The 25,655-nt window shown below is 68.3% G+C and carries 28 protein-coding genes; 14 read left to right on the top strand and 14 right to left on the bottom strand.

The features are described from left to right. Positions 1-140: 140 nt before the first annotated feature. Positions 141-812 (top strand): cell wall hydrolase, encoded by a 672-nt coding sequence (locus M9980_RS12050; RefSeq protein ID WP_250751233.1) that lies wholly within the window; start codon positions 141-143, stop codon positions 810-812. Between the two features lie 66 nt (positions 813-878). Next, on the top strand, positions 879-1,394 hold the full coding sequence (locus tag M9980_RS12045; RefSeq protein ID WP_250751231.1) for an MmcB family DNA repair protein: 516 nt from the start codon (positions 879-881) through the stop codon (positions 1,392-1,394). On the opposite strand, the gene M9980_RS12040 is transcribed toward M9980_RS12045, so the two are convergent. Then, complete coding sequence (locus M9980_RS12040) at positions 1,391-1,990, bottom strand: ankyrin repeat domain-containing protein (protein WP_250751229.1); 600 nt, start codon at positions 1,988-1,990, stop codon at positions 1,391-1,393. The two genes, M9980_RS12045 and M9980_RS12040, sit on opposite strands and share 4 nt — an antisense overlap. Positions 1,991-2,058: 68 nt before the next feature. Here M9980_RS12040 and M9980_RS12035 point away from each other — a divergent pair, with 68 nt between their 5' ends. From M9980_RS12035 to M9980_RS12025, 3 genes are read left to right on the top strand one after another with little or no spacing between them, the layout of a single operon-like run. Then, positions 2,059-2,658, top strand: a complete 600-nt coding sequence (locus tag M9980_RS12035; protein WP_250751226.1) for an SCO family protein — start codon at positions 2,059-2,061, stop codon at positions 2,656-2,658. 24 nt (positions 2,659-2,682) lie between these two features. Beyond that, complete coding sequence (locus M9980_RS12030; RefSeq protein WP_250751223.1) at positions 2,683-3,120, top strand: YcgN family cysteine cluster protein; 438 nt, start codon at positions 2,683-2,685, stop codon at positions 3,118-3,120. 44 nt (positions 3,121-3,164) lie between these two features. Continuing rightward, positions 3,165-3,797, top strand: coding sequence for a M48 family metallopeptidase (locus tag M9980_RS12025; protein WP_250754921.1), 633 nt, complete (start codon positions 3,165-3,167; stop codon positions 3,795-3,797). Here M9980_RS12025 and M9980_RS12020 read toward each other — a convergent pair. The 6 genes from M9980_RS12020 to M9980_RS11995 all read right to left on the bottom strand — a co-directional run bounded on the left by M9980_RS12020 (position 3,770) and on the right by M9980_RS11995 (position 9,896). Then, positions 3,770-5,893: a transglycosylase domain-containing protein gene (locus M9980_RS12020; protein ID WP_250751221.1), complete on the bottom strand. Its 2,124-nt coding sequence runs from the start codon at positions 5,891-5,893 to the stop codon at positions 3,770-3,772. The two genes, M9980_RS12025 and M9980_RS12020, sit on opposite strands and share 28 nt — an antisense overlap. Before the next feature lie 154 nt (positions 5,894-6,047). Further along, positions 6,048-6,443, bottom strand: a complete 396-nt coding sequence (msrB, locus tag M9980_RS12015; RefSeq protein ID WP_250751211.1) for a peptide-methionine (R)-S-oxide reductase MsrB — start codon at positions 6,441-6,443, stop codon at positions 6,048-6,050. A 39-nt stretch (positions 6,444-6,482) separates the two neighbouring features. Then, positions 6,483-7,559 (bottom strand): NAD(P)/FAD-dependent oxidoreductase, encoded by a 1,077-nt coding sequence (locus M9980_RS12010; RefSeq protein WP_250751205.1) that lies wholly within the window; start codon positions 7,557-7,559, stop codon positions 6,483-6,485. Next, entirely contained in the window at positions 7,538-8,227 is a 690-nt protein-coding gene (locus M9980_RS12005) for a methyltransferase domain-containing protein (RefSeq protein WP_250751203.1), read from the bottom strand. Before M9980_RS12005 ends, M9980_RS12010 begins: the two co-directional genes overlap by 22 nt. Then, positions 8,224-9,297, bottom strand: coding sequence for a type III polyketide synthase (locus tag M9980_RS12000; RefSeq protein ID WP_250751201.1), 1,074 nt, complete (start codon positions 9,295-9,297; stop codon positions 8,224-8,226). Before M9980_RS12000 ends, M9980_RS12005 begins: the two co-directional genes overlap by 4 nt. Continuing rightward, on the bottom strand, positions 9,285-9,896 hold the full coding sequence (locus M9980_RS11995) for a class I SAM-dependent methyltransferase (protein ID WP_250751199.1): 612 nt from the start codon (positions 9,894-9,896) through the stop codon (positions 9,285-9,287). Before M9980_RS11995 ends, M9980_RS12000 begins: the two co-directional genes overlap by 13 nt. A 145-nt stretch (positions 9,897-10,041) precedes the next feature. Here M9980_RS11995 and M9980_RS11990 point away from each other — a divergent pair, with 145 nt between their 5' ends. Next, the gene (locus tag M9980_RS11990; RefSeq protein WP_250751197.1) at positions 10,042-11,337 is read left to right on the top strand and encodes an MFS transporter; all 1,296 of its coding nucleotides are present in this window, start codon (positions 10,042-10,044) and stop codon (positions 11,335-11,337) included. Here M9980_RS11990 and M9980_RS11985 read toward each other — a convergent pair. Next, positions 11,306-13,606 (bottom strand): CDC48 family AAA ATPase, encoded by a 2,301-nt coding sequence (locus tag M9980_RS11985; RefSeq protein ID WP_250754919.1) that lies wholly within the window; start codon positions 13,604-13,606, stop codon positions 11,306-11,308. The genes M9980_RS11990 and M9980_RS11985 overlap by 32 nt on opposite strands. A 283-nt stretch (positions 13,607-13,889) precedes the next feature. On the opposite strand from M9980_RS11985, the gene M9980_RS11980 reads away from it, so the two are divergent. Beyond that, positions 13,890-14,774 (top strand): LysR substrate-binding domain-containing protein, encoded by an 885-nt coding sequence (locus M9980_RS11980; RefSeq protein WP_250751195.1) that lies wholly within the window; start codon positions 13,890-13,892, stop codon positions 14,772-14,774. Positions 14,775-14,962: 188 nt separating this feature from the next. Here the strand turns inward: M9980_RS11980 and M9980_RS11975 are convergent, their stop codons facing one another. Next, the gene (locus M9980_RS11975) at positions 14,963-15,406 is read right to left on the bottom strand and encodes a peptidylprolyl isomerase (RefSeq protein ID WP_250754917.1); all 444 of its coding nucleotides are present in this window, start codon (positions 15,404-15,406) and stop codon (positions 14,963-14,965) included. A gap of 255 nt (positions 15,407-15,661) precedes the next feature. On the opposite strand from M9980_RS11975, the gene mgtE reads away from it, so the two are divergent. Both mgtE and M9980_RS11965 read left to right on the top strand, forming a co-directional pair. Beyond that, positions 15,662-17,068: a magnesium transporter gene (gene mgtE, locus M9980_RS11970; protein ID WP_250751193.1), complete on the top strand. Its 1,407-nt coding sequence runs from the start codon at positions 15,662-15,664 to the stop codon at positions 17,066-17,068. 31 nt (positions 17,069-17,099) lie between these two features. Next, on the top strand, positions 17,100-17,519 hold the full coding sequence (locus M9980_RS11965) for a DUF1489 family protein (protein ID WP_250751185.1): 420 nt from the start codon (positions 17,100-17,102) through the stop codon (positions 17,517-17,519). Here M9980_RS11965 and msrA read toward each other — a convergent pair. The 4 genes from msrA to M9980_RS11945 all read right to left on the bottom strand — a co-directional run bounded on the left by msrA (position 17,516) and on the right by M9980_RS11945 (position 20,103). Beyond that, positions 17,516-18,175 carry a peptide-methionine (S)-S-oxide reductase MsrA gene (gene msrA / locus M9980_RS11960; RefSeq protein ID WP_422921400.1) on the bottom strand — a complete coding sequence of 220 codons (660 nt, stop codon included), beginning with the start codon at positions 18,173-18,175 and terminating at the stop codon, positions 17,516-17,518. The two genes, M9980_RS11965 and msrA, sit on opposite strands and share 4 nt — an antisense overlap. Before the next feature lie 57 nt (positions 18,176-18,232). After that, positions 18,233-18,376 (bottom strand): hypothetical protein, encoded by a 144-nt coding sequence (locus M9980_RS11955; RefSeq protein ID WP_250751165.1) that lies wholly within the window; start codon positions 18,374-18,376, stop codon positions 18,233-18,235. 185 nt (positions 18,377-18,561) lie between these two features. Next, complete coding sequence (locus M9980_RS11950) at positions 18,562-19,761, bottom strand: pyridoxal phosphate-dependent aminotransferase (protein WP_250751163.1); 1,200 nt, start codon at positions 19,759-19,761, stop codon at positions 18,562-18,564. Between the two features lie 75 nt (positions 19,762-19,836). Further along, positions 19,837-20,103, bottom strand: a complete 267-nt coding sequence (locus M9980_RS11945; protein WP_340689101.1) for an aminotransferase class IV — start codon at positions 20,101-20,103, stop codon at positions 19,837-19,839. 102 nt (positions 20,104-20,205) lie between these two features. On the opposite strand from M9980_RS11945, the gene M9980_RS11940 reads away from it, so the two are divergent. Both M9980_RS11940 and M9980_RS11935 read left to right on the top strand, forming a co-directional pair. Next, positions 20,206-22,122 (top strand): S9 family peptidase, encoded by a 1,917-nt coding sequence (locus tag M9980_RS11940; RefSeq protein ID WP_250751161.1) that lies wholly within the window; start codon positions 20,206-20,208, stop codon positions 22,120-22,122. Next, positions 22,119-22,781, top strand: a complete 663-nt coding sequence (locus M9980_RS11935) for an MBL fold metallo-hydrolase (protein WP_250751158.1) — start codon at positions 22,119-22,121, stop codon at positions 22,779-22,781. Before M9980_RS11940 ends, M9980_RS11935 begins: the two co-directional genes overlap by 4 nt. Positions 22,782-22,788: 7 nt before the next feature. Here M9980_RS11935 and M9980_RS11930 read toward each other — a convergent pair whose 3' ends face one another. Further along, entirely contained in the window at positions 22,789-23,223 is a 435-nt protein-coding gene (locus M9980_RS11930; RefSeq protein WP_250751155.1) for an MAPEG family protein, read from the bottom strand. 177 nt (positions 23,224-23,400) lie between these two features. Between M9980_RS11930 and rpmF the strand changes: the two genes are divergently transcribed. From rpmF to M9980_RS11915, 3 genes are read left to right on the top strand one after another with little or no spacing between them, the layout of a single operon-like run. Beyond that, positions 23,401-23,580 carry a 50S ribosomal protein L32 gene (gene rpmF, locus M9980_RS11925; RefSeq protein WP_250751152.1) on the top strand — a complete coding sequence of 60 codons (180 nt, stop codon included), beginning with the start codon at positions 23,401-23,403 and terminating at the stop codon, positions 23,578-23,580. A gap of 32 nt (positions 23,581-23,612) precedes the next feature. After that, positions 23,613-24,644, top strand: a complete 1,032-nt coding sequence (gene plsX, locus M9980_RS11920) for a phosphate acyltransferase PlsX (RefSeq protein WP_250751151.1) — start codon at positions 23,613-23,615, stop codon at positions 24,642-24,644. Further along, a complete protein-coding gene (locus M9980_RS11915) occupies positions 24,641-25,606 on the top strand; it encodes a beta-ketoacyl-ACP synthase III (RefSeq protein WP_250751140.1) in 966 nt (321 codons plus the stop codon). Before plsX ends, M9980_RS11915 begins: the two co-directional genes overlap by 4 nt. The last annotated feature ends 49 nt before the right edge of the window (positions 25,607-25,655 follow it).

The following is a 25,655-nucleotide window of genomic DNA, read 5'->3' as shown; positions in this document are numbered from 1 at the left end:
CCAGAAGTTCGCGTTGTGCTGCCCGGGGTGCGATCCCGTTCGGTTACGCAGTCGGGGGGTTATTCGGGTCGGCCGGTTTCGAAGGGTGTTCGAAACACGCGTGCCGCATCCGCATGCCAACCGCACAGTATCGAAGTTGAATGTCGCTTGTCGCTCGCGCCGCTACCTTTGCGGCGGTTACTTTTTGTGCCGGCTTCCTGCTTGGCACCACGACCCCGGGGTTCGCGCAGGAGCTGAGCCCCGTGCAGATGTCGACCTTGAACGCATTGGCCGTTCCCCAGGTTCCCACGATTCAGTCCCCCGCTGCCGTACCGCAGGACGCCGCGCCCGCAGTCGCCCGCCCCGCCGTGGTGCAGGTCCAGCCGATCCCGACCGAAACCGCGACCGCGCCGGATGAGGAGGATTTCGATTCGCTCTCCGAAGCCGTCGCCGCGCAGGATCACGCCATCGAGGACCGCGAGATGCGCTGCCTCGCCGCCGGCGTGTTCTTCGAATCGAAGGGTGAGCCGCTCACCGGCCAGCTCGCCGTCGCCCAGACCATCATCAATCGCACGAAGTCGGGCCGCTTCCCCAAGTCGATCTGTTCGGTGCTGACCCAGCGCGGCCAGTTTTCGTTCGTTCGCGGCGGCGTCGTGCCGTCGGCGGAGGGGCGTTCCGGCTGGACCACCGCGGTCGCCATCGCCAAGGTCGCTGCGCGCGACCTGTGGGACGGTGCCGCCGACAGCGCGCTGTTCTTCCACGCCCGCCGCGTCGCGCCGGGCTGGCGGATGCAGAAGGTCGCCGCGATCGGCAACCACGTCTTCTATCGCTGATACGAAACGCTCGTCCGGGCGCGCGCGGGGTTCCCCGCGTTCCCGGCTTGTTCTATGAGGGGCGCGATGGCCGACATCGCGCCCCTCGACGTATCTGCGCCCCCCGCACCTTCGGTTGCCGAGCGGCTGATCGCCGCTGACGTCGCGCGCGGCGTGTGCCGGATGCTGCTGCGCCACGATATCGTCGCCATCGGGGAGATGCCGCTCGACGGCGGGCGCCGCGCCGATCTGATGGCGGTGGGGCCGAAGGGCGAACTCGTCATCGTCGAGATAAAGGTGTCGCGCGCCGACCTGCTCGGCGACGGCAAATGGACCGACTATCTGCCGCATTGCGATCGGTTCTTCTGGGCGATCCCGACCGGGTTCGACGCCGGCCCGCTCGACACCCCGGCGTTCCTGCCCGAGCGGTCGGGCGTGATCGTCGCCGATCGCTATGACGCGGCGATCGTGCGGGAGGCGGCGACCGTGGCGATGCCGGTCGCGGCGCGTCGCCGCTGCACCCTGGCGCTCGCCCGGCGCGCGGCGCGGCGTGTGATCGGCCTGGTCGATCCGGATGCGTTCGCGGGCTTTCCGCGGGGTTAGAGCTTGGGCCCCGACACCGCGCGCTTTGCGGTCTTGGGCGCGTCGTTCAGCAGCTTCGTGATCGCGGGCGACCGGTTGTCGACCTTGGCATAGTCGCGCGCGGTCATGCCGGCCACGCGATCGGCCTGGTCGGGATTGGCGCCCGCGGTCAGCAGCGTGCGCGCGAAATCGAGGTTGCGCAGCTGCACCGCGCGGATCAGCGGCGTCTCGCCCGATGCGTTGGCGAGGTTCAGGTTCGCTTTGCGCGCCACCAGCGTGTCGATGCACGCGCCGCACCCGCCGTTCACCGCCAGCAGCAGCGGCGTGTTGCCACGTGCGTCCTGCGCATTGGCGTTGGCGCCGCGCGACAGCAGGAAGCTGAGATAGGTGTTGTCGCCGCGCTTCACGACGATGTGCAGCGCGGTGTCGCCCGAATCCTTGTCGCGGGTGTTGACGATCGACGCGCCGGGCTTGTCGAGCATCTGCGTCACCTTGGTGCCGTCCTCGTCGCGCACGGCCTTCAGGAAGTCGTAGCTTTCCGACATCTGCTGCGCGGGCGATGCCACTGGGGCGGCAAGAACGGCGGCGGCAAGGAGCAGGCGGAGCGGACGGATCATCGATAACCTCTGGCGTCAGGGGAGATGGCTTGCACGGGCGCGCCTATCAGATCATGGCTGGCCATGCCATGAACAGCTCATTCCTCCGCTATTTCCCTGTCGCCGCCGCGATATTGCTCGGCGCGTGCAATCCTGCGGCGACCACACCGGCGCAGGATCCGCCGCTCGCCGGAGCACGCATCGGCGGCGCCTTCAGCCTGACCGATCAGGACGGGCGCGCCGTCACCGACCGCGATTTCGCGGGCAAGTACCGGATCATGTATTTCGGCTACACCTTCTGCCCCGACGTCTGCCCGGTCGACGTCCAGCTGATCGGCGCGGGGCTGAAGGCGTTCGAGGCGCGCGACGCGGCGGCGGGTGCGAAGGTCGTGCCGGTGTTCGTGACCGTCGATCCGGAGCGCGATACCCCCGCGGTGGTCAAGCAGTTCGTCGCCGCGTTCCACCCGCGCATGGTCGGCGTGACCGGCAGCGTGCCGGCGATCGCCGCGGTCGCCAAGGCGTACGGCATCTATTTCGCCAAGCAGGCGCCCGCGCCCGGCGGCGGCTATATGGTCGATCACAGCCGCCAGGCTTACCTGATGGGCCCGGACGGCGCGCCGATCGCGCTGCTGCCGGTCGAAAAGGGTGCCGACGCGATCGCCGACGAGCTGCACCGCTGGGTGCGATAGCGCCGGGGCGATGATGGGCGCGCGATGACGATCGACCGCTTCTGGGAAACCACCCCGCTCGGCAAGATGGACCGCGCGCAGTGGGAGGCGCTGTGCGACGGCTGCGGCAAATGCTGCGTCCACAAGCTGGAGGACGAGGATAGCGGCGAGCTGCACGCCACCAACATCGCCTGCCGCCTGCTCGACCGGCGGATGGGGCAATGTTCGGACTATAAGCATCGCCATGCCTATGTCGCCGAATGCGTGCGGCTGACCCCGCGGCTGGTGCGCACGCTCGAATGGCTGCCGCAGACGTGCGCGTACCGCCGCCTGGACGAGGGCAAGCCCCTGCCCGACTGGCATTATCTGGTGTCGGGGGACCGCGAAGCGGTGCACGCGGCGGGCGAATCGACGCGCGGCTGGACGATCAGCGAGGACGATGCCGGCGATTTCGAACATCACATCGTCGATCGCGAATTGTGACGCCGCACGACATCGACATCGTCCGCAACCCGCGCGCGCGGCGGATGAAGCTGGCGTTCGATCCGTCGAGCGGGCGGGTGCGGCTGGTGTTGCCGCAGCGCGCGGCAATTCGGGCGGCGCTGGTCTGGGTCGAGGAGCATCGCGACTGGATCGAGGCGCAGCGCGCGAAACTGCCAGCGGCGCGACCCTTCGTACCCGGCGCAGTCGTGCCGTTCGGCGGTGTCGACCATGTGCTCGACTGGCAGCTATCGGCCCCGCGCACGCCGCGTGTCGTCGGCGATCATATCGTCGTCGGCGGGCCGGCGGACGGGCTGGACCAGCGCATCACTCGCTGGCTGAAGCGCGAGGCGGCGGCGCTGCTGGCCGAGGAAACCCGCCACTATGCCGCCCGCGCGGGCGTCGGCGTCACGCGGGTCGGGGTCGGCGATACCAGTTCACGCTGGGGGAGTTGCTCGTCGTCGGGCACGATCCGCTACAGCTGGCGGCTGATCCTGGCGCCGGCGTGGGTGCGCCGCGCGACCGTCGCGCACGAAGTCGCGCACCGCGTCCACATGAACCATTCGCCCGCGTTCCACGCGCTGGTTGCGCAGTTGTACGAAGCCGATCCGACCCCGGCGCGCCGTTGGCTAAGGGCCAACGGCGCCGCGCTTCACTGGTACGGGCGCTCGCCGTCCTGATCGCGCGGCGGGGGCTCGCGCGGGGGCTGCGCTGACACGGGCGGACGGTTCGGCGGGGTGCCGCGCCCGGTCATCCGGTCCAGCCATTCCTGGTCGAGCCGCTGCGTCTCCGACGGGGTCTCTCCGGTGACGGGATCGGGCTGTTCCTCGGTCGCCTGCGGTGTCGGCGCGGGCTGGTCGACCGGATTGCCGTCGGCATCGACCATCATCGCGCCATTGTCGGGCTCGCCGAAATACGTCTCCTCGTCGGGCTCGAGCTGCCATTCGGGCAAGGTCACTTCGGTTTCGAACTGCTCGATTGGGCGGTTGGCGACCGCGCGCTTCATGAAGCTCGCGAAGGCGCGGGCGGGCGCGGTGCCGCCCTGTAGCCCGGAAATCGGGCGCGCATCGTCGCGGCCCATCCACACGCCGGTCGTGATCCCGCTGGAGAAGCCCAAGAACCACCCATCCTTGTTCGAGCTGGTCGTGCCCGTCTTGCCGGCGACCGGGCGACCGATCTGCGCCGCGCGCGCAGTGCCGGTGCTGACCGCGGTCTGGAGCAGGTCGGTCATTTCCGCTGCGACATAGGGCGCGACGAGCACGCGGCTGGTATCGACTTCGTGCGCGTAGATCACCTGGTTGTTCGCGGTGACGCGGGTGATGCCGTAAGGGGTCACCGCCACCCCCTCCTGCGCGACGCTCGCAAAGGCGCGGGTCATGTCGATCAGGCGGACGTCGGACGTGCCCAGCACCATCGACGGGTGGGTGTTGACCGGTGTGGTGATGCCGAAGCGGCGCGCCATGTCGGCGATCGTTCCGAACCCGATCTCCTGCCCCAGCTTCGCCGCGATCGTGTTAATCGAATAGGCGAAAGCGGTGCGGATGTTGATCGCGCCCGAGAAACGGCGCGAGCTATTGCGCGGGCTCCACCCGTTGATCGTCACCGCTTCGTCGACGACCTGGTCGTCGGGCTTGTGCCCAGCCTCCAGCGCGGCGAGGTACACGAACAGCTTGAACGCCGATCCGGGCTGGCGCGTCGCCTGGGTCGCGCGGTTATAGATCGACGACACGTAATCCTTGCCGCCCACCATCGCACGGACTTCGCCGCCGCGGTCGAGCGCGACCAACGCGCCTTGGGCGCCTGCCGGGGCATTGGCGCGGATCGCCTCGTCGGCGGCGCGCTGCATGCCGAGGTCGAGCGTGGTCCACACGTCGATCGGCTCGACCGTCTCGTCGATCAGCATCTCCAGCTGCGGCAGCGCCCAGTCCGTAAAGTACCGGACGCTGTTCTGCATCGGCTCCGGCGCCAGCTTCACCGCCTGGATGTCCGATTCCTCGACGCCGGCGGCGCTTGCCACGCCCTGCTGCTTCATCAGCCGCAGCACGACGCGACCGCGGGCGACCGCGGCGTCGGCGTCGGCGGTGGGCGAATAATTGCTCGGCGCCTTCACGAGGCCGGCGACGATCGCGGATTCGGAGGTCGAGAGCGTCTGCGCGGGATGGCCGAAGAACTTGCGCGACGCGGCATCGACGCCGTAGGCGCCACCGCCGAAATACGCCTTGTTCAGGTAGAGCTCGAGGATCTGGTCCTTGGTGAACTTGCGTTCGAGCGCGAGCGCCAAAATGCCCTCGCGCAGCTTGCGGCCATAGGAGCGGTTCGACGTCAGGAAGACGTTGCGCGCCAGCTGCTGGGTGATCGTCGAGACGCCGGCGACGCGCTTGTCGCGCTGAAAGCTGACCTGGATGCCGCGGGCGATGCCGACCGGATCGACGCCGATATGGCTGCGGAACCGGCGATCCTCGACCGCGACCATCGCGTCGCGCATCGGCGCGGGGATTTCGGCATAAGGAATCCATTCGCCGTAGCTCGGGCCCAGTGACACCAGGATCGTGCCGTCGGCGGCATGGACGCGGATCATCTGGCCGTTGGGCGACGACTTCAGCTCGTCGAAACTCGGCAGCGACGACCGCGCGGTATAGACCGCGATGACCAGCGCAATGAGCCCGAGAATCGCGACGGTCAGGCCGATCCCGAACGTCCAGCCGAGAACGCGCTTCCAGCGGTTGGGCCGGCGCGGTGGCTGCGCTTTGCGGGAGGATCGTGATCGTGTCGCCATCGCGTGGCTCAAGCGACTACCCGCTTAGCGAATCGTGAACAAGCCTCACGCGAATGGCGCTTCGCGCGATTCAGCCCATGCCGGGGGCATGGGCGGCGTGAGGCTCAAATCCCGCACCCAGTGTGAACAGACATGCGCCGCGCCAACCGCACCGCTACTTCCGCGCCTCAAAATTCAGCGCCACCGAGTTGATGCAATGCCGCATCCCAGTCGGCGGCGGGCCATCGGGGAACACATGTCCCTGATGCCCGTCGCACTTGGCGCAGCGGACCTCGACCCGGGTCATGCCGTGGCTGACGTCGCGGTGTTCGGTCACGCGGTCGGGCGCGATCGGCTGGGTGAAGCTCGGCCAGCCCGATCCGGAATCGAACTTGTCCTCACTGTCGTACAGGTCGTTGCCGCACCCGGCGCAGCGATAGATGCCGTCGGCCTTGTTGTTGTCGTACTTGCCCGCGAACGCGCGCTCGGTCCCGGCCTCGCGCAGCACGTGATATTGTTCGGGGGTCAGGCGCTTGCGCCATTCGGTTTCGGACAGGGTGACATGTTCCATGACCGCGATGTGTGGCGCGCATGCGCCGACGTCAACGCCCTACATGTTGATGCGGGTTAGGCGTGCGGCGGCGCGGACCACCGGGGCATAGGATAGCGCGACCAGCGGCGCGGCGGTCGCCGGATGCTCGGCGGCGTGCCAGATCGCCGACGCCACTGCGACCGGACGGCGGGTCGCGCGGGCGAGGTCGGCCTGGAATGTCGGCGCCGGCGTACCCGCGGCCAGTGCGCGGGCGGCGCGGATGCCGCTGGCGATGGCGATACCCATGCCCTCGCCGGCGAGGGAGGGGATGACCGCGGCCTGGTCGCCGATGCGGTACACGCCGGCCTCGGTCGTCGTCGCGCGCCAGCCATAGGGGACGTTGGCGACGGCATCGGCCGCGGGCAGCGCGTCGACGTGCGCCAGCCGCTCGCCCAACCGCGGCGATTCCTGCGCCAGCGCCGCGATCAGCGTCGCGGGATCTCCGCTCTCGCGCAGCCGCGACCGCCGCACCGCCAGGCAGAGGTTCGCGCTGCCGTCCTCCTGCAGCACCAGCCCTGCATAGCCGCGGTCGAACAGATGCAGCTCGACCGCGTCGCCGACCAGCCGGGTCACGTGCGGCGAGGCGGGCAGGCGCAGCCGCAGGCCGAGTGTCGGGTCGGTGACGTCATGCGACCGCTGCGATCCACGGACGTCGTGCTTGCCGGTGGCGAGCAGGATGCGGTCTGCGGTGAGGACCGTCGCGTCGGCCAGCCGCACGGTGCCGGAGGCGACTTCGCGCACCGTCACGCCGCGCTCGACCGCGACGCCCGCCGCCTGTGCCCGCGCCAGCAGCAATGCGTCGAGCCGCCGCCGCGATACGCCGAGCGCGGGCGCCGGGAGGCGCACCTCGGCGGCCCTCGTCGCGGTCGTCAGACGGACGCGGGTCACCGGCCTCGGGTTCAGCGCCGCGGCTTCGATCCCGAGCGTCGCGAGCGATTCGAGTGTCCGCCAGCTGAGGAACCCGCCGCACAGCGCATCCTCGGCCTCACGCGACCGTTCCAGCAATGTCGCGGCGATGCCGGCGCCGACCAGCGCGATCCCGGCACTCGCTCCCGCCGGGCCGCCGCCCAGGATCAGCGGATTTTCGCGACGCATAGCCGGAACGGGAAGACGCGCTGGACGACCGCGCCGGTGACGCCGGCTTCGGCCAGGATCGGCGGCCATTCGGCGGGGCGGTACGATCGCGCGATCGACAGCGTGCCGTCGGCGCGCACGATCTCGTGCCAGCCGGCGACCGTCGCGAGGATCGGGAAGCCCCAATGCGCGAAACCGTGGCGGTGCAGGTCGTTGACGAACCAGCCGACACGGGCGTTCGCGTCCATGAAGCGCACGAAATCGACGAGCTGCGCATGGCTCATGTGGTGCGCGACCAGGCTGCTGACGACGACGTCCCACGGCTCGTCGGCCAGCGCGGCGTAGTCGCCGGTGCGATAATCGATGTCGAACGCCGGCGGCGTATGCGCGCGAGCGGCAGGGGCGGCATTGGGGTTCAGGTCGATGCCGACCAGATCTGCGGCGACCCCGCGTCGCTGTGCCCAGCGCGCGATCCGGCGCAGCATGTCGCCGTCGCCGAACCCGACGTCGAGCAGGCGAAAGGAACGCCGGTCGCCGACCGCGCGCTTCAGGAAGCCAAGCGTCGGGCGCGCCGCCATCGTAACGGTGTTGACCTGCGCCAGATCGGCCAGCACCGCGGCCAGCACGTCGGCGGGCAGATCCTCTGCATCCATCCGCTCCTCGGCCTGGGCGCGTACCGACAGGGTCATCCCGCGGACCTGAATCCGAAGCCCTCGGCGGCTAGGCCGGGACCGAACGCCAACGCGACGCCGCTTGCGACCGGACGGTCGAACAGCCGCGCAAGCACGAACATCAGCGTCGCCGACGACATGTTACCATAGTCGGCCAGCACCGCGCGCGATTCCGCCAGCGCAGTGGCGGGGAGATGTAGCGCCCCCTCGACAGCGTCGAGGATCGAACGCCCGCCGGCGTGGACTGCCCAGGCGTCGACCGGCATGCCGCCGGTGATCGTCGTCGCCAACGCCGGATCGGCGAGTGCGGCGGCAATCCGCCCCGGCACTTCGCCCGACAGATGCATCGCAAAGCCGCGGTCGGTGATGTCCCAGCGGATCAGGTCAGCGGATTCGGCGAGCGTGGTCGCGAACGGCCGCTCGATCGCCAGCCCATGCGGGGCCGCCGACACCAGAGCCGCCGCCGCGCCGTCGCCGAACTGCAGCATCGCCAGCAGCGGCTCGATCGCGGTCGCGGCTTGAAGGTGCAGCGTGGAGAGCTCGACACAGACGACCAGCACGCGCGCCGCGGCGTCCGACCGGACGATGTGGTACGCGCTGCGCAGCGCGGCGACCGCGGCGTAGCAGCCCATGAATCCGACCAGCAGCCGCTCGACATCGGGGGCGAGGCCCAGTCGCCGCGCGATGATCTGGTCGATTCCGGGCGCGGTGAAACCGGTGCAGCTCGCGACGACGATGTGCGTGATGCCGGAGAGGTCGGTACGCTTCGCGAGGTCGTCGATTGCGGCGAGGCTGAGATCGGGTGCTGCCGCGGCATATAGCGCCATGCGGTCGCCGGTGCCGGGATGTGGGTCGACCGCGTAGAACCCGCCTGGATCGACCGGCGACCCGCCGTCGCTGCCGACGGGCAGCACCGACCAGCGATGCGCGATGCCGGCGCGGTTCGCCATGCGGTCGAACAGCTTCGCCTCGCGCGGATCGGCGATGCGCGGGCGCGCCCAATCGACGAACGCCCGATGGATATCGTGCGACGGGACCGCGGTTCCGATCGCGTGGATGTGCGGGGTCGTGGCGGTTACGCCTTCCATGCCCAGTACAGCTGGGCGGGCGGCACGTTCCACCATTCCATGCCGTGATCGATGCGTTCGAAATGCGGGCTCAGGAAGTCGCGCACCTTCGGGCTGAACTGATAGACCAGGAATGCACCGCCGCTGCGGATCACATGGTGCGTCGCGCGCCCGATGGCGTCGCCGACGCCCGGGGGCAGCGTGGAGAAGGGCAGGCCCGACAGCACGTAATCGGCGCTGTCATGGCCGTGCTGGCGCACGATATCTTCGACGTCGGCGGCGGAGCCGTGGACGACCGAGAAACGGGAATCGCGGATGCCGTCACGCAGATATTCGACGAAATCCTCATTGGTATCGATCGCGATCAACAGCGCGTCAGGCGCCATGCGATCGAGGATCGGCTGGCAGAAAGTGCCGACGCCGGGGCCATATTCGACGAACACCTTGCACGCGTCCCAATCGACGCGGTCGAGCATCTTGGCAATCAGCTTGTCCGACGACGGGATCACCGATCCCACCATCACCGGGTGCTTCAGAAACCCCTTGAAGAACATGCCCCACGGCGAAGGCCGACCGGATCGCTTGCGCGACCGAGCCGCGGTGGTGGCCGAACTGTTCATCAAATTCCCTGTTCAATCGAAGGACGATAGCGGGCGGTTGCGTCGCAATTTTGCGCGCAACATGCAAGCACCTGCGCGATGGTATGAAGCGCACGTCGGCCTGAAAGGTTGCGACACGCTCTCCGCGCGGCCAAGCTGGCGCGCGATGGCCCTTCCCGCTCCCCGCCTAGACCGCACCTTTTCGCTGATGTTCGCGGTGATGCTGACGATCGCGGCGGGCAACACCGCGCTGCAATCGGTATTGCCCGCGCTGGGGCGCTCGCTCGGGGTCGCCGACAGCGCGGTCGCCGCCGCTTTCTCGGTCTCTGCGCTGATGTGGGTGATCGCCGCGCCCTTCTGGGCCAATCGTTCGGATCGCTACGGCCATCGCTCGATGATCCTGCTGGGGCTCGCCGGATTCTGCGCATCGCTGCTGGTGTGCGGGCTGTTCCTGATGATGGGGATCAACGGCTGGATATCGGGTACCGCGGCGTTCGTCGCCTTCGTCGTCGGGCGGATGCTGTACGGCAGTTTCGGGTCGGCGGCGCCGCCGGCGGTGCAGGCGATCGTCGCCGGGCGGACCAGCCGCGACGATCGCACGCGCGCGCTGGCGCTGCTGGCGTCAGCGTTCGGCCTGGGTACGATCCTGGGACCGGCGGTCGCGCCCTATCTCGTGCTCGGCCATATCGGCACGGTCCAGGTGGGACTGGCGGGGCCTGCGTTCTTCGCGCTCGCGATCGGCGCGGCGATGCTGGTCGCGGTGTTGCAGATGCTCCCCGTCAGCGGCGGCAATGCCGGGCACGGCGCGGCGTCGGCCTATCCCTCGATCGGCGGCCAGCCATCGGGCGCCAGCGTGACCGCTGCGACTGCCGAGGGGAGCGAAAGGGTCGGCTTCCTCGATTCCCGTATCCGCGTGTGGGTCGTGATCGGGCTGATCATGGGGCACGCGCAGGCGATGACCGGACAGGCGATCGGGTTCCTGGTGATCGACCGGTTGCAGTTGGCTCCGGCGGACGCGCTGCAACCGACCGGCCTTGTGCTGATGATGGGCGCGGGTGCCGCGCTGCTGGTGCAATGGGGATTCATCCCGCTGCTCGACCTGAAGCCCAGGACGCTGGCGATCGTCGGGCTGGTGATCGCCGCGGTCGGCTGTGCCGCGACCGGCATGGCGACGACGCTGTACGGCATCGCCGGCGGCTATGCGCTGTCGGCGATGGGCTTCGGCTTCGTCCGCCCGGGCTATACCGCGGGCGCGTCGCTGGCGGTCGGGCAGGCGGCGCAGGGGTCGGTCGCGGGCAAGGTCACGTCGGTGAACGGCGCGTCGTTCGTGCTCGGCCCGTCGATCGGGGTCGGGCTGTACGAACTGTCGCGACCGCTGCCGTATCTGACGGCAGCGGTCGCGCTGGTCGCGCTGTTCATCTACGCGATCGTCAGTCTGCGCCCTTCGGCCCGCGCCCCTTGAGCATGCCCGGCGCGACGAAGCCGATCGGCTGGATCGCCATCGATTCCTGCTTCAGCCGTGCCGACATCGCGCGATACTCCTCTTCCATCTCGGGCGTCACCGACGCACGGGAATCGGAAAGCGCCTTGTCGAAATCGGCCATCGTCACGTTGGTCGCCGTCAGCGAATGGCGGAGAGCAATCAGGCCGGCGCGGCGGACCACGTCCTCAAGGTCCGCACCGGTATAGTGGTCGGTGCGGGCCGCGACCGCATCGAGGTCGACATCGGCGCCGAGCGGCATCTTCTGCGTCTGGATGCCGAGGATCCGCCGGCGCCCGGCCTGGTCGGGAACGCCGACGTAGATCAGCTCGTCGAACCGCCCGGGCCGCAACAGCGCCGGATCGATCAGGTTGGGGCGGTTGGTCGCGCCGATGACGACGACCGACTGTAATTCCTCCAGCCCGTCCATCTCGGCGAGGATGGTGTTCACCACCCGCTCGGTCACCTGCGGCTCGCCCATGCCGCCGCCGCGCGCGGGCACCAGCGAATCGAGTTCGTCGATGAAGATGATGCACGGCGCAACCTGACGCGCGCGGGCGAACAGGCGAGCGATCTGCTGCTCGCTTTCGCCATACCATTTGGACAGCATGTCGCTGGCCTTGGTGGCGATGAAGTTCGACTGCGATTCGCGCGCGACCGCCTTGGCAAGCAACGTCTTGCCGGTACCGGGCGGGCCGTAGAGCAGGAACCCCTTGGCCGGACGAATCCCTAAACGCCGGAACGCATCGGGATCCTTCAGCGGCAGTTCGACGCCTTCTTTCAGCCGCTCCTGCGCGTCGTCGAGCCCGCCCACGTCGCTCCAGCGGACGCTCGGCGCCTGCACCATGACCTCGCGCATCGCCGACGGCTGCACGCGCTTCAGCGCCTCGACGAAATCGTCGCGCGTGACCGACAGCGTATCGAGCACCTCGGGCGGGATCGACCGATCCTCGAGGTTCAGCTTCGGCATGATCCGCCGCACCGCCTCGATCGCCGCCTCGCGCGTCAGCGCCGCCATGTCCGCCCCGACGAAGCCGTAGGTGGTCCGTGCCAGCTCATCCAGGTCGATGTTGGGCGCCAGCGGCATGCCGCGGGTGTGGATGCCCAGGATCTCGCGGCGTCCGCGCTCGTCGGGCACGCCGACCACGATCTCGCGGTCGAACCGACCCGGACGCCGCAGCGCCTCGTCGATCGCCTCGGGACGGTTGGTCGCGGCGATGATGACCACGTTGGCGCGTGCCTCGAGTCCGTCCATGATGGTGAGCAGCTGCGCGACCAGGCGCTTCTCCGCCTCGCCTGAAACCTGCCCGCGCTTGGGCGCGATCGAATCGATCTCGTCGATGAACACGATCGAGGGCGCATTGGCGGACGCTTCCTCGAACACGTCGCGCAGGCGCTTTTCGGATTCGCCATAGGCCGACCCCATGATCTCGGGACCGTTGATCAGGAAGAACGCCGCGTCCGATTCGTTGGCGACGGCGCGCGCCAAGCGCGTCTTGCCGGTACCGGGCGGGCCGTGGAGCAGCACGCCCTTGGGCGGATCGACGCCCAGCCGCTGGAACAGCTCGGGGTAACGCAGCGGCAGCTCCACCATTTCGCGCAACTGGTCGATCGTCGCGGCCATCCCGCCGATGTCGTCATAGGTGACGTCGGCGCGCCGCGATTCCTTGGGCTCCTCGTAATCCGCGCGCAGCTCGACCTCGGTATTCTCGTCGAGGTGGACGATCCCCTTCGGCACGGTCGACACGACGACCATGCGGATTTCCTGCAACGCATATGCCGGCGCGTTGAGCATTTGCGCGATGTTCGGCGGCAGGTCGGCGCCGGTCACGCGCTGCTGCCCGACGATGGCGACGGTATCGCCCGCGCAGACCGGACGGTCGGCGAAACTGCGCTTCAGCGCGCCGGGCTGGCCCTGCAACCGCACGTTCTTGGCGGCGGGGGCGAAGACGACGCGGGTCGCCGGCTTCGACTGGGCGGCGCGGACCTCGACGAAATCGCCCGATCCGACGCCGGCGTTGGCGCGCTGGAGCCCGTCGATGCGCAGGATCTCCAGCCCCTCGTCCTCGGCGTAGGGCAGGACCGCGGTGGCGGGGGTCGATCGCTTGCCGACGATCTCGATCACGTCGCCCTGGGTCACGCCCAGCGCCGCCATCATCGTCCGCGGCATATGCGCAAGCCCGCGCCCGCTGTCCTCGGGTCGCGAATTCGCGACCTGCAGTTTCCGAACCGGTTGTTCGTCGTCGGCCATCATGCCCCTTTCACGCTGCGCTCGATTGGCAAGCGCGTCAGATAGGGTGGCGGTTCCCCGCCTGCGAGGGGCAAAAAAATGGCCGATCCCAAGGGACCGGCCGGAAAAGTTTTAGGAGAGGATGCCTGAAAGGCCTGCTCTATGTGCGGCGCAGCACGATCTTGTGCAAGTGCGAAGAACAGGCTCGCGGTTGCAGAAACTGCAAGATGGAACCGGTTACAGCGGCGTTTCGGACAATCGCTCTGTTGCATCGCACCCACACCCGACGCATCATGGCGACACGATGCGCAGGCTCCCCCCGCTCACCGCGATCGAGGCATTCGTCCAGGTCGCGCGGCTCGGCTCGATCAAGGCCGCCGCCGAGGAACTCGCGCTGTCCTCGCCCGCGCTCAGCCGGCGCGTACAGGCGCTGGAACGCTTCATCGGCAAGCCGCTGTTCGAGCGGCGGCATCAGGCGCTCAGGCTGAACGGCGACGGCGAACGGCTGCTGGCCGGCATCGCCCCCGCGCTGGACGCCATGTCCGACACGGTCGAGGCGATGACGAGCGGGGTCGAGTTGCTGCGGCTGCGGCTGGGCGTGCTGCCGCTGTTCGCGACCCAGCGCCTGCTGCCGCGGATGGGCGAGCTGAAACGACTGCATCCCGAACTCCACCTCGACGTCGATACCGCGGGGCATGGCACCACCCGGCTCGGCGACGGGCTGGATGTGGCGATCGTGCTGGCGCGCGAGATCGACCCGACGCTCTACGCCCGGCGTCTCGACCGCAACCGCGTCTATGCGATCGGGCACAAGTCGCTGCGCGAGGGGGCGACGCCGGTGACCGACCCGGAGCAGATGCGCGGGCTGACCGCGCTGCTCCACCGCGACATGCCCGATACCTTCACCCAGTGGCGGCGCGCGGCGGGCTTCCCCGACCTCGAGCCGCTGGCAGTCGATCATTTCGATTCGGGGTCGCTGATGCTGGAAGCGGCGGCGCAAGGGCTCGGCGTCGCGTTCATGCTCGAATCGCATTTCGAGGCGGCGAACGACGACCGGCTGGTGCAGCTGTTCGATGTCGTGACCGAAAGCGACTACAGCTACTGGTTTGCGTGCCGCCCGCGCGCGTTGCAGACGCGGCCGGTACGGATTTTCCACGACTGGATTGTCGAGACGGTGGCAGCGGATTAGCGACGCTAATCCGCGGCTCGACCACCGTCGCCGGCCGGCGATGCGGAGCGATCGGCCGACGGCGCGGCTTTGCCGCGTCGCTTCTGGATCCTCCGATCGCGAATCCGCGGCGTGGCAAAGCCACGCCGTCGGTCGTCGCGTTCGCGTCGCCGGCCGCGGCGAGCGCCGAGACAGCGATTTAGCGGTCGCTAGATCGCCTTCGCTCGCACGATCTTGCCCGGATTGCGCGGCGGCTCGCCCTTGGGCAGCGCGTCGACATGCTCCATGCCCGACGTCACCTCGCCCCACACGGTGTACTGGCCATCGAGGAAGGTCGCGTCATCCAGGCAGATGAAGAACTGGCTGTTGGCCGAATTGGGGGCCATCGTGCGCGCCATCGAGCACACGCCGCGTGCGTGCGGCTCCTTGCTGAACTCGGCCTTCAGGTCGGGCAGCTTCGATCCGCTGGTGCCGGTGCCGGTCGGGTCGCCGCCCTGCGCCATGAAACCGTCGATGACGCGGTGGAACACCACGCCGTCGTAGAAACCCTCGTTCGCCAGCGTCGCGATCCGCTCGACATGGCCGGGCGCCAGGTCGGGGCGCAGGCGGATGGTGACGTCGCCACCTTTGCCGTCGCCGGCGTCCAGCGTCATCGTCAGCGTTTCGAAAGTTTCGGCCACGTGCAACTCCTCAGGGCGTTTGGAAAGGTCGCGCCGTAGGCTGGCGCGCGGCGGGTTGCAAACCGCAAAGCCGCCGCGCACGGCGCTCAACCACCGCTGAAGCCATGATTTTCGCGCCTTATCGAGAAGTTGCAGCCGGTCGTTGGCAGAACCCGCCCAACGCACGTGTTGGCAGGCCGGGCGCACGCGGTTAGGGACCGGTCTGCAACGCCGACGGGAGGCCGGGACATGAGCGAAACCGAGCATCCCGCCGACGCGGGCGTGACCGAAGTCAGCGAGCTGGACGAGGACGACCGGCTGAAGCCCGAATTCGTCCGCGCGGTGCTCGATGCGGTTGAGGACGGCGACGTCGAGCGCGCGCGCGATCTGGTCGAGCCGCTGCACCCCGCCGACATCGCCGACCTGTTCGAGCTGACCGGGCACGAGGACCGCGCGAGCCTGGCGCATGCGCTGAGCGGGCTGGTCGACGGCGACGTGTTCGCCGAGATGAACGATTACGTCCGCGAGGACCTGATCGACGCGCTCGAGCCGCAGGAAGTCGCCGACCTCGCCGCCGAACTCGATACCGACGATGCCGTCGCGATCATCGAGGACATGGACGCCGCCGACCAGCGCGAAGTGCTGCGCGCGATGGAGCCCGACGACCGTGCCGCGATCGAGGAGGCGCTCTCCTACCCCGAGGAATCCGCCGGCCGCCTGATGCAGCGCGAGCTGATCGCGGTGCCCGAGCACTGGAGCGTCGGCGACGCGATCGATTACCTGCGCCACAACGAGGATCTGACGACCGATTTCTGGGAAATCTTCGTCGTCGATTCGCGGCACAAGCCGGTCGGCACGTGCCAGCTGTCGTGGATCCTGCGCACCCCGCGCGGCATCGCGATCGCCGACGTGATGAAGCGCGAGCAGACGCTGATCCCGGTCGACATGGACCAGGAGGAAGTCGCATTGCGGTTCCAGAAATACGCGCTGATCTCCGCGGCGGTCACCGACGCGTCCGGCCGGCTGGTCGGCATGATCACCGTCGATGACGTCGTCCACATCATCCAGGAAGAAGCGGGCGAGGACGCGCTGCTGCTGTCGGGCGCGGGCGATGGCGACATCAACGAACCGATCCGCGATTCCTACACCGCGCGCGTGCGCTGGCTGATCGCCAACCTCGGCACCGCACTCGTCGCCGCGACGATCATCACCATGTTCGAAGGCACGATCAGCAAGATGGTCGCGCTCGCCGCGCTGATGCCGATCGTGGCGGGCGTCGGCGGCAACGCCGGCACGCAGACGATGGCGGTGACGGTGCGCGCGCTCGCCACCAACCAGCTTACCCGCTCGAATACCTGGCGCACCATCCGGCGCGAGATCGCGGTCGCGATGATGAACGGGCTGACGGTCGCGGTGGTGATCGGCACCGCGGTCGGGCTGTTCTACGCCAACCCGCTGCTGGGCGCGGTGATCGCGACGGCGATGCTCGGCAACATCATCCTGGCCGGCCTGTCGGGCGTCGTCGTGCCGCTGACGCTGGAGCGGCTAAAGCTCGATCCCGCGGTCGCCTCATCGATCTTCGTGACCATGATGACCGATTCGATGGGCTTCCTCGTTTTCCTCGGCCTCGCGAGCGCGAGCGGGCTGGTGGGTTGAGCCGCGAGGCCGCGCTCCCCAGATTACCGGCGTGCCGCTGCATCTGACAAAGGTCGCCTTCGGGCACGACAGCCTCGCCTCGCTGCAGGAGCGTGCGCGGTTGCGCGCGGCGGAGGGATCGGGCCTGATCCTGACGACGCGCTACCTGCCCAAGCGGGCAAGCGAGATCGCGAGCGACGAGGGTCCGAACGGATCGCTCTATTGGATCATCAAGCACCAGCTGGTCGCCCGCTCCCCGATCCTGGGCTTTGGCGAGGCCGAGGGCGGGCGCGTGGCGATCACCCTCGCGCCGAAGCTGATCGTGGTACAGCCGCGCGGCAAGCGCGCGCACCAGGGCTGGCGCTATCTGGAGGATGCCGATGCGCCGATCGATCTCGGCGGTGGTGCGGACGGGGTGGCGGAGATGCCGGCGGCGCTGATCGGGCGCCTCAACGATCTGGCGCTGATCTAGCCGACCAGCGCCGGGAAGGCCGCCTTGAACGCCGCGACCTTCGGCTTATCCCAGCGGGTGATATACGGATGGTTCGGATTGCGCCGGGCGAAATCCTGATGCTCCGCCTCGGCGGGGAAGAAGCCGCCGGCCTCGATCTTCGTCGCGATCGGCTTGGCGAAGGCGCGGGTGTTCGACAGCTGGGCGATGTAGGTCTGCGCGACCATGCGCTGCGCCGGGGTCTGCGGGAAGATCGCCGAGCGGTAGCTTGGGCCCGAATCGGGATATTGCCCATCCACCTGCGTCGGATCGTGCGCGACCGAGAAATAGACACGCAGCAGCGTGCCGTAGCTGACGACGCGCGGATCGTACGTGATGCGGATCGCCTCGGCATGACGGGTGCGTTCGGTCGAGACGGCGGCGTAGGTCGCGGTGTCGCGGGTGCCGCCGGCATAGCCGCTGACCACCGATCGCACGCCCTTCACGCCCTCGAACACCGCTTCCATCCCCCAGAAGCACCCGCCGGCGAGCACCGCGGTCTGCATCCCCGGCGTGGGCGGAGCGTCACGGGCCGGCGCGGGGATGGCGACCGCCTTTTCGGCGCGACCGGGGACCGCACTGGCGGCGATGGCGACAGCGGCCAGGACGATGGCAACGGGGGCGGCGTGCTTGAACATCATGACCCTATATTCGCGCGAGCGGACCGAAAAGTTTCATCGGCGCGCGACGTCGGCTCAGCGGGACGTGGCGGCGTGGGCGGCGGGCACCAGCGCGGTGTCGTCGGCATGGACCACCTGCACCGACACCAGCGCCGCGGCGCCGAGGGCAAAACCGCCGACGAACAGGCGGAGGAAGCTGAGCTTGGTCTTGGCAGTCATGGGACTTGTCCTTTGAGGCACGCCGGCACGTACCGGTTGCGATTCGCTACTTATGACGGGCGCCAGATGTGCATCCGGCATCCGTCGTTCAAGATGCTATGAAGATTCGCCACTGAACGGCGCGTGGATGCACCGTTCACGCGAATGTCAGGCGCAGGTCGACTCGGGTCAGCCGGCGTACCGTGTCAGCGCAGCGCCGCGCAGGCTTCCTGGATGCGCTGGCACGCCTCGGTCAGCACATCCTCCGACGTGGCATAGCTGATCCGCATGGCGGGAGAGAGGCCGAACGCCGCGCCGTGCACGGCGGCGACGCGCGCATCGTCGAGGAAATAGCCGATCAGATCCTCGTCGGTCTCGATGCGCTTGCCCCTGGGCGTGGTCTTGCCGATCGTGCCCGACACATCCGGATAGACGTAGAACGCGCCCTCGGGCCGCGGGCAGGCAATGCCCGGCGCCTGGTTCAGCATCGACACCACCAGATCGCGGCGCGACTGGAAGGCACGGGCGCGATCTTTCAGGAACGACTGGTCGCCGGTCAGCGCTGCGACCGCCGCGGCCTGCGCGATCGAACACGGGTTCGACGTCGACTGCGACTGGAGTTTCGCGATCGCCTTGATGAGCCAGGGCGCGCCACCGGCGAACCCGATCCGCCACCCGGTCATGCTGTACGCCTTCGAACAGCCGTTCACGGTCAGCGTGCGCTCGTACAGGTTAGGACACACCTCGGCGATCGTGCGGAATTTGAAGCCGTCGTACACGATATGCTCGTACATATCGTCGGCGAAGACCCAGACGTGCGGATGCCGCTCCAGCACCTCGCCCAGCGCCTTCAGTTCGTCCTCGCTGTACGCCGCACCGGTCGGGTTCGACGGCGAATTCAGGATAACCCATTTGGTACGAGGGGTAATCGCTGCCTCAAGCTGTTCGGGGCGCAGCTTGTACCCCTGTGCCGCGCCCGCCGCGACGAACACCGGGGTGCCGCCGGAGAACTGGACGACATCGGGATAGCTGACCCAATAAGGCGCCGGCACGATCACCTCGTCGCCGGGGTCGATCGTTGCGACGAAGGCGTTGAACAGCGTGTGCTTGCCGCCGACGTTCACCGTCACCTGATCGCAGCCGTAGGTCAGGTTGTTGTCGCGCGCGAACTTGTCGACGATCGCCTGCTTCAGCTCCTGCGTGCCATCGACGTTGGTGTATTTCGTCTTGCCGTCGCGGATCGCGGCAATGCCGGCGTCCTTCACGAAATCGGGGGTGTCGAAATCGGGCTCGCCCGCGCCCAGCCCGATCACGTCGATGCCGGCGCGCTTCAGCTCGAACACGCGCGCGGTCATCGCCAGCGTGGCGGAGGGCTGGATACGTCCGAGCGCGGCGGAGGGCTGCATGGGTGTGTCCGTGTCGTGGAAAGGGCGTGTCGTCCTTTAGCGCCGACGCCGGTTCTTTCGCAATCGCAACATATGTTACCGGTTTGGCGACGCCTCGATCGCCAGCGCACCGCTCGGCGACAGCAGCAGGCGGATCGTGCGCGCGTCCCTCAGCCGAAAGGTCGCGGCCTGCAATTCGTTGCGGACGTCGTGGCGATCGAACGGATAGACGCGCGCCGCCGCCTCGGCCTTCATCCCCGACAGATGCTCCTCCAGGTCGAGGATGCCGGCCATCGGGTCGAAGGTCATGGTGACGATCAGATCGGGGGGTGGCAGGTCGGGGCAGGGCGCGGCGTCGTCCATCGCGCGATGTGTGACGCCCCGGCGCGCGATCGGCAAGCCCGTTGCGGTGCCCTCGACCGACCGCTACGCCTCGCGCCCAGAACGATACGGGGATATCCGACCATGCGCCTGCTGCTCGCCGCCACGCTCCTCGCTTCCGCTGCCGCGCCCGCCGCCGCCCAGATCGCCAAGCCCGCGGCGATCACCGCCGATGGCGTGCCCGCGCTGCCGGTGAGCCTCGCCGAAGCGATGCGCCCCTATGCCGAAAGCCGCAGCGCCGCGCCGGTCGCGTGGAACCCGGTGACTAAGGCGCTGGTGGTGTCGACGCGCTTCGCCAATGTCGCCCAGTTGCACAGCGTGGCCGGCCCGATGATGGACCGCCGCCAGATCAGCTTCGAACCCGATCGCACCAGCGAACTGCACTATTCGCGCTCGGGCGACGTCGCGCTGGTGCAGAAGGACGTCGGCGGCAACGAATTCTTCCAGCTCTACACGCTGAAGGACGGGCGGCTGACGCTGCTGACCGACGGCAAGAGCCGCAACAATTTCGGTGCGTTTTCCGCCGATGGCCGGCTGGTCGGCTATACCTCGACGAAGCGCACCGGCGCCGACAACGACATCTACGTCATGGATCCGCGCAATCCCGGCAGCGCGCGCCTGGTCGCGCAGGTGAAGGGCGGGGGCTGGAGCTTCGTCGATTTCCTGCCCGGCAACACCCATGCCGTCGTTTATAATTATTCTTCGATCCAGAAGAGCGACCTCTACGACCTCGACCTCGCGACCGGGCGGATGACGCCGCTCAATGATCTGGCGAAGCCGGTGTCCTACGGCTCGGCGCAGGTATCGCCCGACGGCACCTTATGGGTGTTGAGCGACGAGGGGTCGGACTTCCAGCGGCTCGGCATCCTGAAGGGTGGCAGTTTCACGCCCGTCGCGCCCGAGCCGAAGTGGGGTGTCGAGGAATTCTCGATCGCCGACGACGGCGGCTTCATCGCCTATCTGGTGAACGAAGGCGGGACGAGCCGGCTGAAGCTGCTCGACACGAAGACGCGCCGGGTGCGGACCGCCGCGCTGCCGACGGGCGTGGCGAGCGGGCTCGAGATTGCGCCGTGGGGCGCGGTGGCGTTCTCGTTCAGTAGCCCGAAGGTGTCGGGTGACGCCTTCGTCCTCGATCCGCGCAGCATGAAAGTAACGCAGTGGACGGCGAGCGAGACCGGCGGGCTCGATCCGGCGAAGAACGTCGACGCGCAGCTGGTGGCCGTGAAGAGCTTCGACGGAGAGGACGTCTCGGGCTTCCTGTTCCGCCCCGACCCGGCAAAATTCCCCGGCAAGCGCCCGCTGCTGATCGACATCCACGGCGGGCCGGAGGGGCAGACCCAGCCATCCTATCGCGGCGCCGCCAATTACTATCTCAACGACCTCGGCATCGCGATCTTCTACCCCAACGTCCGCGGCTCGACCGGCTATGGCAAACGCTTCGTCAGCCTGGATAACGGGCCGTTCAAGCGCGAGGATTCGGTGAAGGACATCGGTGCCTTCCTCGATCATTTCGCCCGCGACGGCGCCATCGACAGCGCGCGGATCGGTGTGCAGGGCGGCAGCTACGGCGGGTACATGTGCTACGCGAGCGCGATCCGCTACGGCGACCGGCTGAAGGGCGCGAATTGTATCGTCGCGATCTCGAATTTCGTCACCTTCCTCGAGAATACGCAAAGCTATCGCCGCGACCTGCGCCGGGTCGAATATGGCGACGAGCGCGTGGCCGAGCAGAAGGCGAAGCTGATCGCGATCTCACCCATGACCAGCGTGTCGAAACTGCGCGTGCCCTTGATGGTGGTGACCGGCGGCAACGACCCGCGCGTGCCCGCGTCGGAGGCCGACCAGATGGTGAAGGCGGTGCGCGCGAACGGCGGCACCGCGTGGCACATCCTCGCCGCCGACGAGGGCCACGGCTTCGCCAAGAAGGAAAACCGCGACTATCAGAATTACGCGACGCTCTATTTCTGGAGCAAGAACCTGCTCGGCAAGACCCCGAAATGAGCCAGCCACCTCTTAAGGCGACGATCATCCCGGTCACGCCGCTCCAGCAGAATTGCACGCTCTTCTGGTGCACGAGAACCATGCGCGCGGCGGTGGTCGATCCGGGCGGCGACCTGCCGCGGATCAAGGCGGCGATCGCCGAAGCCGGGGTGACCGTGGAGAAGATCCTCATCACCCACGGCCACGCCGATCACTGCGGCGAGGCGGGCGTGCTCGCGAAGGAACTGAGTGTGCCGATCGAGGGGCCGCACGAGGCCGATCGCTACTGGCTCGCGCGGCTGGAGGATGACTGCCGCAAATGGGGGCTGCGCGGCGAAGCGTTCGAGCCCGACCGCTGGCTCGACGACGGCGAGCAGGTGACCGTCGGCAACCTGGTGCTCGACGTCTATCTCTGCCCCGGCCATACGCCGGGACACGTCGTGTTCCACCATCCGCCATCGAAACTGGCGATCGTCGGCGACGTGATCTTCCAGGGATCGGTCGGTCGCACCGATTTCCCGCTGAGCGATCCCGACGCGCTGGTGACGTCGATCGTCACGAAGCTGTGGCCGCTCGGCGACGATACCGTCTTCCTCCCCGGCCACGGCGGCGTCAGCAGCTTCGGGCGCGAGCGGGCGAGCAATCCTTTCGTCGGCGACGCCGCGCTGGCACGCGGCTGACGGCGCATCAGGCGGTCGCGGGCAGCGTGACCGCCATCGGCGCGGTGATGTTCGGTGTCGACAGCGCCACCCAGGCGCAATGTCCAGCAAGCGCGACCATCACCAGCATCGTCACGACGACGCCGATGCCGCGCCCCGGCTTCCACGTGTCCATGCCGACCCCGTGGCACAGCCGCGCGACGACGAAGGCGAATCCATAGCCCCACACGATCCAACTGGTACCGCGCGCGAGTTCGAGCAGCGCCAGCAGGATCAGCACGACCGGCGCATATTCGGTGAAGTTCGCATGCGCCCGCATCCGCGCGATCACCGCCATGTTGCCGCCGTCACCGACCGAGACGTTGTGCAACCGGCGCATCTGGCCGACGCGAATCGCCAGCCACAGGTTGATGAGTGCGCAGGCCGCGGCGGTGCACAGGCTGGCCGGCAGGATGATCGTCATGATATGGTCCCCTCTATGTGGCGCAACCTGTCATCGGGGCACGCGGGTTGCAACAATGTGCGAAATCGCTATAGGCGCGCCTTCGCTCTGCGGTCCGTTCCTCCGCTTGCTCCGTCGGAGCATGCGCTGTAGCGCGTTCGCAGACCCAGAAATTACCGTTGCTAGAAGGTTGCCGAAATGGCCGTCCCCAAGAGAAAGACCTCGCCGTCGCGGCGTGGCATGCGCCGCAGCCACGATGCGCTGTCGGTCGAAGCGTTCCAGGAATGCCCGAACTGCGGCGAGCTGAAGCGCCCGCACAACCTGTGCACTGCCTGTGGCCACTATAACGGCCGTGAGATCGTCTCGGTCGAGGGCTGATCGCCCGACAGCAACGGAAGCAGGTACCCGCAATGTCCCCTGATGCGCGGATCGCCGTCGATGCGATGGGCGGCGACGAGGGGCTTGCGGTCATGCTCGCTGGCGTCGCGCGGGCGCGGCGCAAGTTCGACGGCCTGCGGTTCTTCCTGGTCGGCGACGAGGCGCGGATTCGCGATGGCCTGGCCACGCATCCGAACCTGACCGCGGCTTCGGAGATCGTCCACGCGCCCGACGTCGTCACCTCCGACGAGAAGCCCAGCCAGGCGATTCGCCGCGCCAAGACGACGTCGATGGGCGTCGCCATCGACCTGGTGAAGCAGGGGCGCGCCGCGGCTGCCGTGTCGTCGGGCAACACCGGCGCGCTGATGGCGATGGCGAAGCTGTCGCTACGCACCATGCCCGGCATCGACCGGCCCGCGCTCGCCGCGCTGCTCCCCAGCCTCGGCGAAACCGACCTCGTCATGCTCGATCTCGGCGCCAATACCGAGTGCGACGCCCGCAACCTCGTCCAGTTCGCGGTGATGGGCGCCGCCTATGCGCGCACCGCGCTCGACCTCGAAAGCCCGCGGGTCGCGCTGCTCAACATCGGTACCGAGGATATGAAGGGCACCGACATCATCCGCGATGCCGCCGCCCGCCTGCGTGACGCGACCCATCTGCCGATGACGTTCAGCGGCTATATCGAGGGCGATCGCATCTCGCGCGGCCATGTCGATGTCGTCGTGTGCGACGGCTTCTCGGGCAATATCGCGCTGAAGACGGCGGAGGGCACGGCGCGCTTCGTCGCCGACCTACTGAAGCGCGCGTTTCGCTCGTCGATCCGCTCGAAGGTCGGCTTCCTGATTTCGAAGCCCGCGACCGAATTGCTGCGCGGGCACCTCGACCCCAACAACCACAATGGCGCGGTCTTCCTCGGGCTCAACGGCCTGGTGGTGAAGAGCCACGGCAGCGCCAGCGAGGTCGGCGTGAGCCACGCACTGTCGGTCGCGGCGAAGATGGTTCGCGACGACCTGACGCGGCGCATCGCTCAGGACCTCGGCAATTTCGAGAAGCAGGCGGCATGACGGTTCGGCGATCGGTGATTCTGGGGACCGGATCGGCGCTGCCCACCCGCCGCGTGTCGAATGCCGAGCTGGCGCAGGAAGTCGACACCACCGACGAATGGATCGTCGAGCGCACCGGCATTCGCTTCCGCCACCTCGCCGGCCCGCACGAGACGACCGGTACGCTGGCGATCGACGCGGCGAAGGCCGCGCTCGCCGCCGCCGGGGTGCATGCGCAGGACATCGACCTGATCGTGCTGGCGACCGCGACGCCCGACCAGACGTTTCCCTCGACCGCAACCAAGGTGCAGGCCGCACTCGCCATCGACGATTGCGTCGCGTTCGACGTGGCGGCGGTGTGCTCGGGCTTCCTTTATGCGGTGCAGGTCGCCGACGCGATGATCCGCGCCGGCGCGCACACCCGTGCGCTGGTGATCGGCGCCGAGACCTTCAGCCGCATCCTCGACTGGGAGGATCGCACGACCTGCGTTCTGTTCGGCGACGGCGCCGGCGCGATCGTGCTGGCGGCGGAGGAGGGTTCGGATCGCGGCATCCTCGCCAGCAAGCTCCACGCCGACGGGCGGCACAACGAACTGCTCTATGTCGATGGTGGGCCGTCGACCACGGGCACGGTCGGCAAGCTCAGGATGAAGGGGCGCGAGGTGTTCCGCCACGCCGTCGTCAATCTGGCCAGCGTGATGACCGAATCGCTCGAAATCGCCGGGCTGACCGCCGCAGACGTCGACTGGGTCGTGCCGCACCAGGCCAACGCCCGCATCCTCGATGCGACCGCCCGCAAGCTCGGCCTGCCGGCGGAGAAAGTCGTGATGACGGTCGATCAGCACGCCAACACCTCCGCCGCATCGGTGCCGCTCGCGCTCGACGTCGCGGTGCGCGACGGACGCATCAAGCGCGGCGACGTCGTGGTGCTCGAGGCGATGGGCGGCGGCTTCACCTGGGGCGCCGCGGTCGTCCGGTATTGAGACTCGGTACGGCTCCGCAATAATCCCCGGCTTTGCTTGGACAGCGGGG

Source organism: Sphingomonas donggukensis (assembly GCF_023674425.1).
GTDB lineage: Bacteria > Pseudomonadota > Alphaproteobacteria > Sphingomonadales > Sphingomonadaceae > Sphingomonas > Sphingomonas donggukensis.
This window is presented reverse-complemented; position numbering and strand designations above follow the sequence as displayed.

Coding starts and splice junctions, on each gene's coding strand:
- M9980_RS11940 (WP_250751161.1), top strand. CDS start 20,206: ATGCGCCTGCTGCTCGCCGCCACGCTCCTCGCTTCCGCTGCCGCGCCC.
- M9980_RS12025 (WP_250754921.1), top strand. CDS start 3,165: ATGAAGCTGGCGTTCGATCCGTCGAGCGGGCGGGTGCGGCTGGTGTTG.
- M9980_RS12010 (WP_250751205.1), bottom strand. CDS start 7,559: ATGCGTCGCGAAAATCCGCTGATCCTGGGCGGCGGCCCGGCGGGAGCG.
- M9980_RS11935 (WP_250751158.1), top strand. CDS start 22,119: ATGAGCCAGCCACCTCTTAAGGCGACGATCATCCCGGTCACGCCGCTC.
- M9980_RS12005 (WP_250751203.1), bottom strand. CDS start 8,227: ATGACCCTGTCGGTACGCGCCCAGGCCGAGGAGCGGATGGATGCAGAG.
- mgtE (WP_250751193.1), top strand. CDS start 15,662: ATGAGCGAAACCGAGCATCCCGCCGACGCGGGCGTGACCGAAGTCAGC.
- plsX (WP_250751151.1), top strand. CDS start 23,613: ATGTCCCCTGATGCGCGGATCGCCGTCGATGCGATGGGCGGCGACGAG.
- msrA (WP_422921400.1), bottom strand. CDS start 18,175: ATGTTCAAGCACGCCGCCCCCGTTGCCATCGTCCTGGCCGCTGTCGCC.
- M9980_RS12040 (WP_250751229.1), bottom strand. CDS start 1,990: ATGATCCGTCCGCTCCGCCTGCTCCTTGCCGCCGCCGTTCTTGCCGCC.
- M9980_RS11980 (WP_250751195.1), top strand. CDS start 13,890: ATGCGCAGGCTCCCCCCGCTCACCGCGATCGAGGCATTCGTCCAGGTC.
- M9980_RS11995 (WP_250751199.1), bottom strand. CDS start 9,896: ATGAACAGTTCGGCCACCACCGCGGCTCGGTCGCGCAAGCGATCCGGT.
- M9980_RS11950 (WP_250751163.1), bottom strand. CDS start 19,761: ATGCAGCCCTCCGCCGCGCTCGGACGTATCCAGCCCTCCGCCACGCTG.
- M9980_RS12050 (WP_250751233.1), top strand. CDS start 141: ATGTCGCTTGTCGCTCGCGCCGCTACCTTTGCGGCGGTTACTTTTTGT.
- rpmF (WP_250751152.1), top strand. CDS start 23,401: ATGGCCGTCCCCAAGAGAAAGACCTCGCCGTCGCGGCGTGGCATGCGC.
- M9980_RS12000 (WP_250751201.1), bottom strand. CDS start 9,297: ATGGAAGGCGTAACCGCCACGACCCCGCACATCCACGCGATCGGAACC.
- msrB (WP_250751211.1), bottom strand. CDS start 6,443: ATGGAACATGTCACCCTGTCCGAAACCGAATGGCGCAAGCGCCTGACC.
- M9980_RS11915 (WP_250751140.1), top strand. CDS start 24,641: ATGACGGTTCGGCGATCGGTGATTCTGGGGACCGGATCGGCGCTGCCC.
- M9980_RS12035 (WP_250751226.1), top strand. CDS start 2,059: ATGAACAGCTCATTCCTCCGCTATTTCCCTGTCGCCGCCGCGATATTG.
- M9980_RS11990 (WP_250751197.1), top strand. CDS start 10,042: ATGGCCCTTCCCGCTCCCCGCCTAGACCGCACCTTTTCGCTGATGTTC.
- M9980_RS12045 (WP_250751231.1), top strand. CDS start 879: ATGGCCGACATCGCGCCCCTCGACGTATCTGCGCCCCCCGCACCTTCG.
- M9980_RS11955 (WP_250751165.1), bottom strand. CDS start 18,376: ATGACTGCCAAGACCAAGCTCAGCTTCCTCCGCCTGTTCGTCGGCGGT.
- M9980_RS11975 (WP_250754917.1), bottom strand. CDS start 15,406: ATGACGCTGGACGCCGGCGACGGCAAAGGTGGCGACGTCACCATCCGC.
- M9980_RS11985 (WP_250754919.1), bottom strand. CDS start 13,606: ATGGCCGACGACGAACAACCGGTTCGGAAACTGCAGGTCGCGAATTCG.
- M9980_RS11930 (WP_250751155.1), bottom strand. CDS start 23,223: ATGACGATCATCCTGCCGGCCAGCCTGTGCACCGCCGCGGCCTGCGCA.
- M9980_RS12030 (WP_250751223.1), top strand. CDS start 2,683: ATGACGATCGACCGCTTCTGGGAAACCACCCCGCTCGGCAAGATGGAC.
- M9980_RS11945 (WP_340689101.1), bottom strand. CDS start 20,103: ATGGACGACGCCGCGCCCTGCCCCGACCTGCCACCCCCCGATCTGATC.
- M9980_RS12020 (WP_250751221.1), bottom strand. CDS start 5,893: ATGGCGACACGATCACGATCCTCCCGCAAAGCGCAGCCACCGCGCCGG.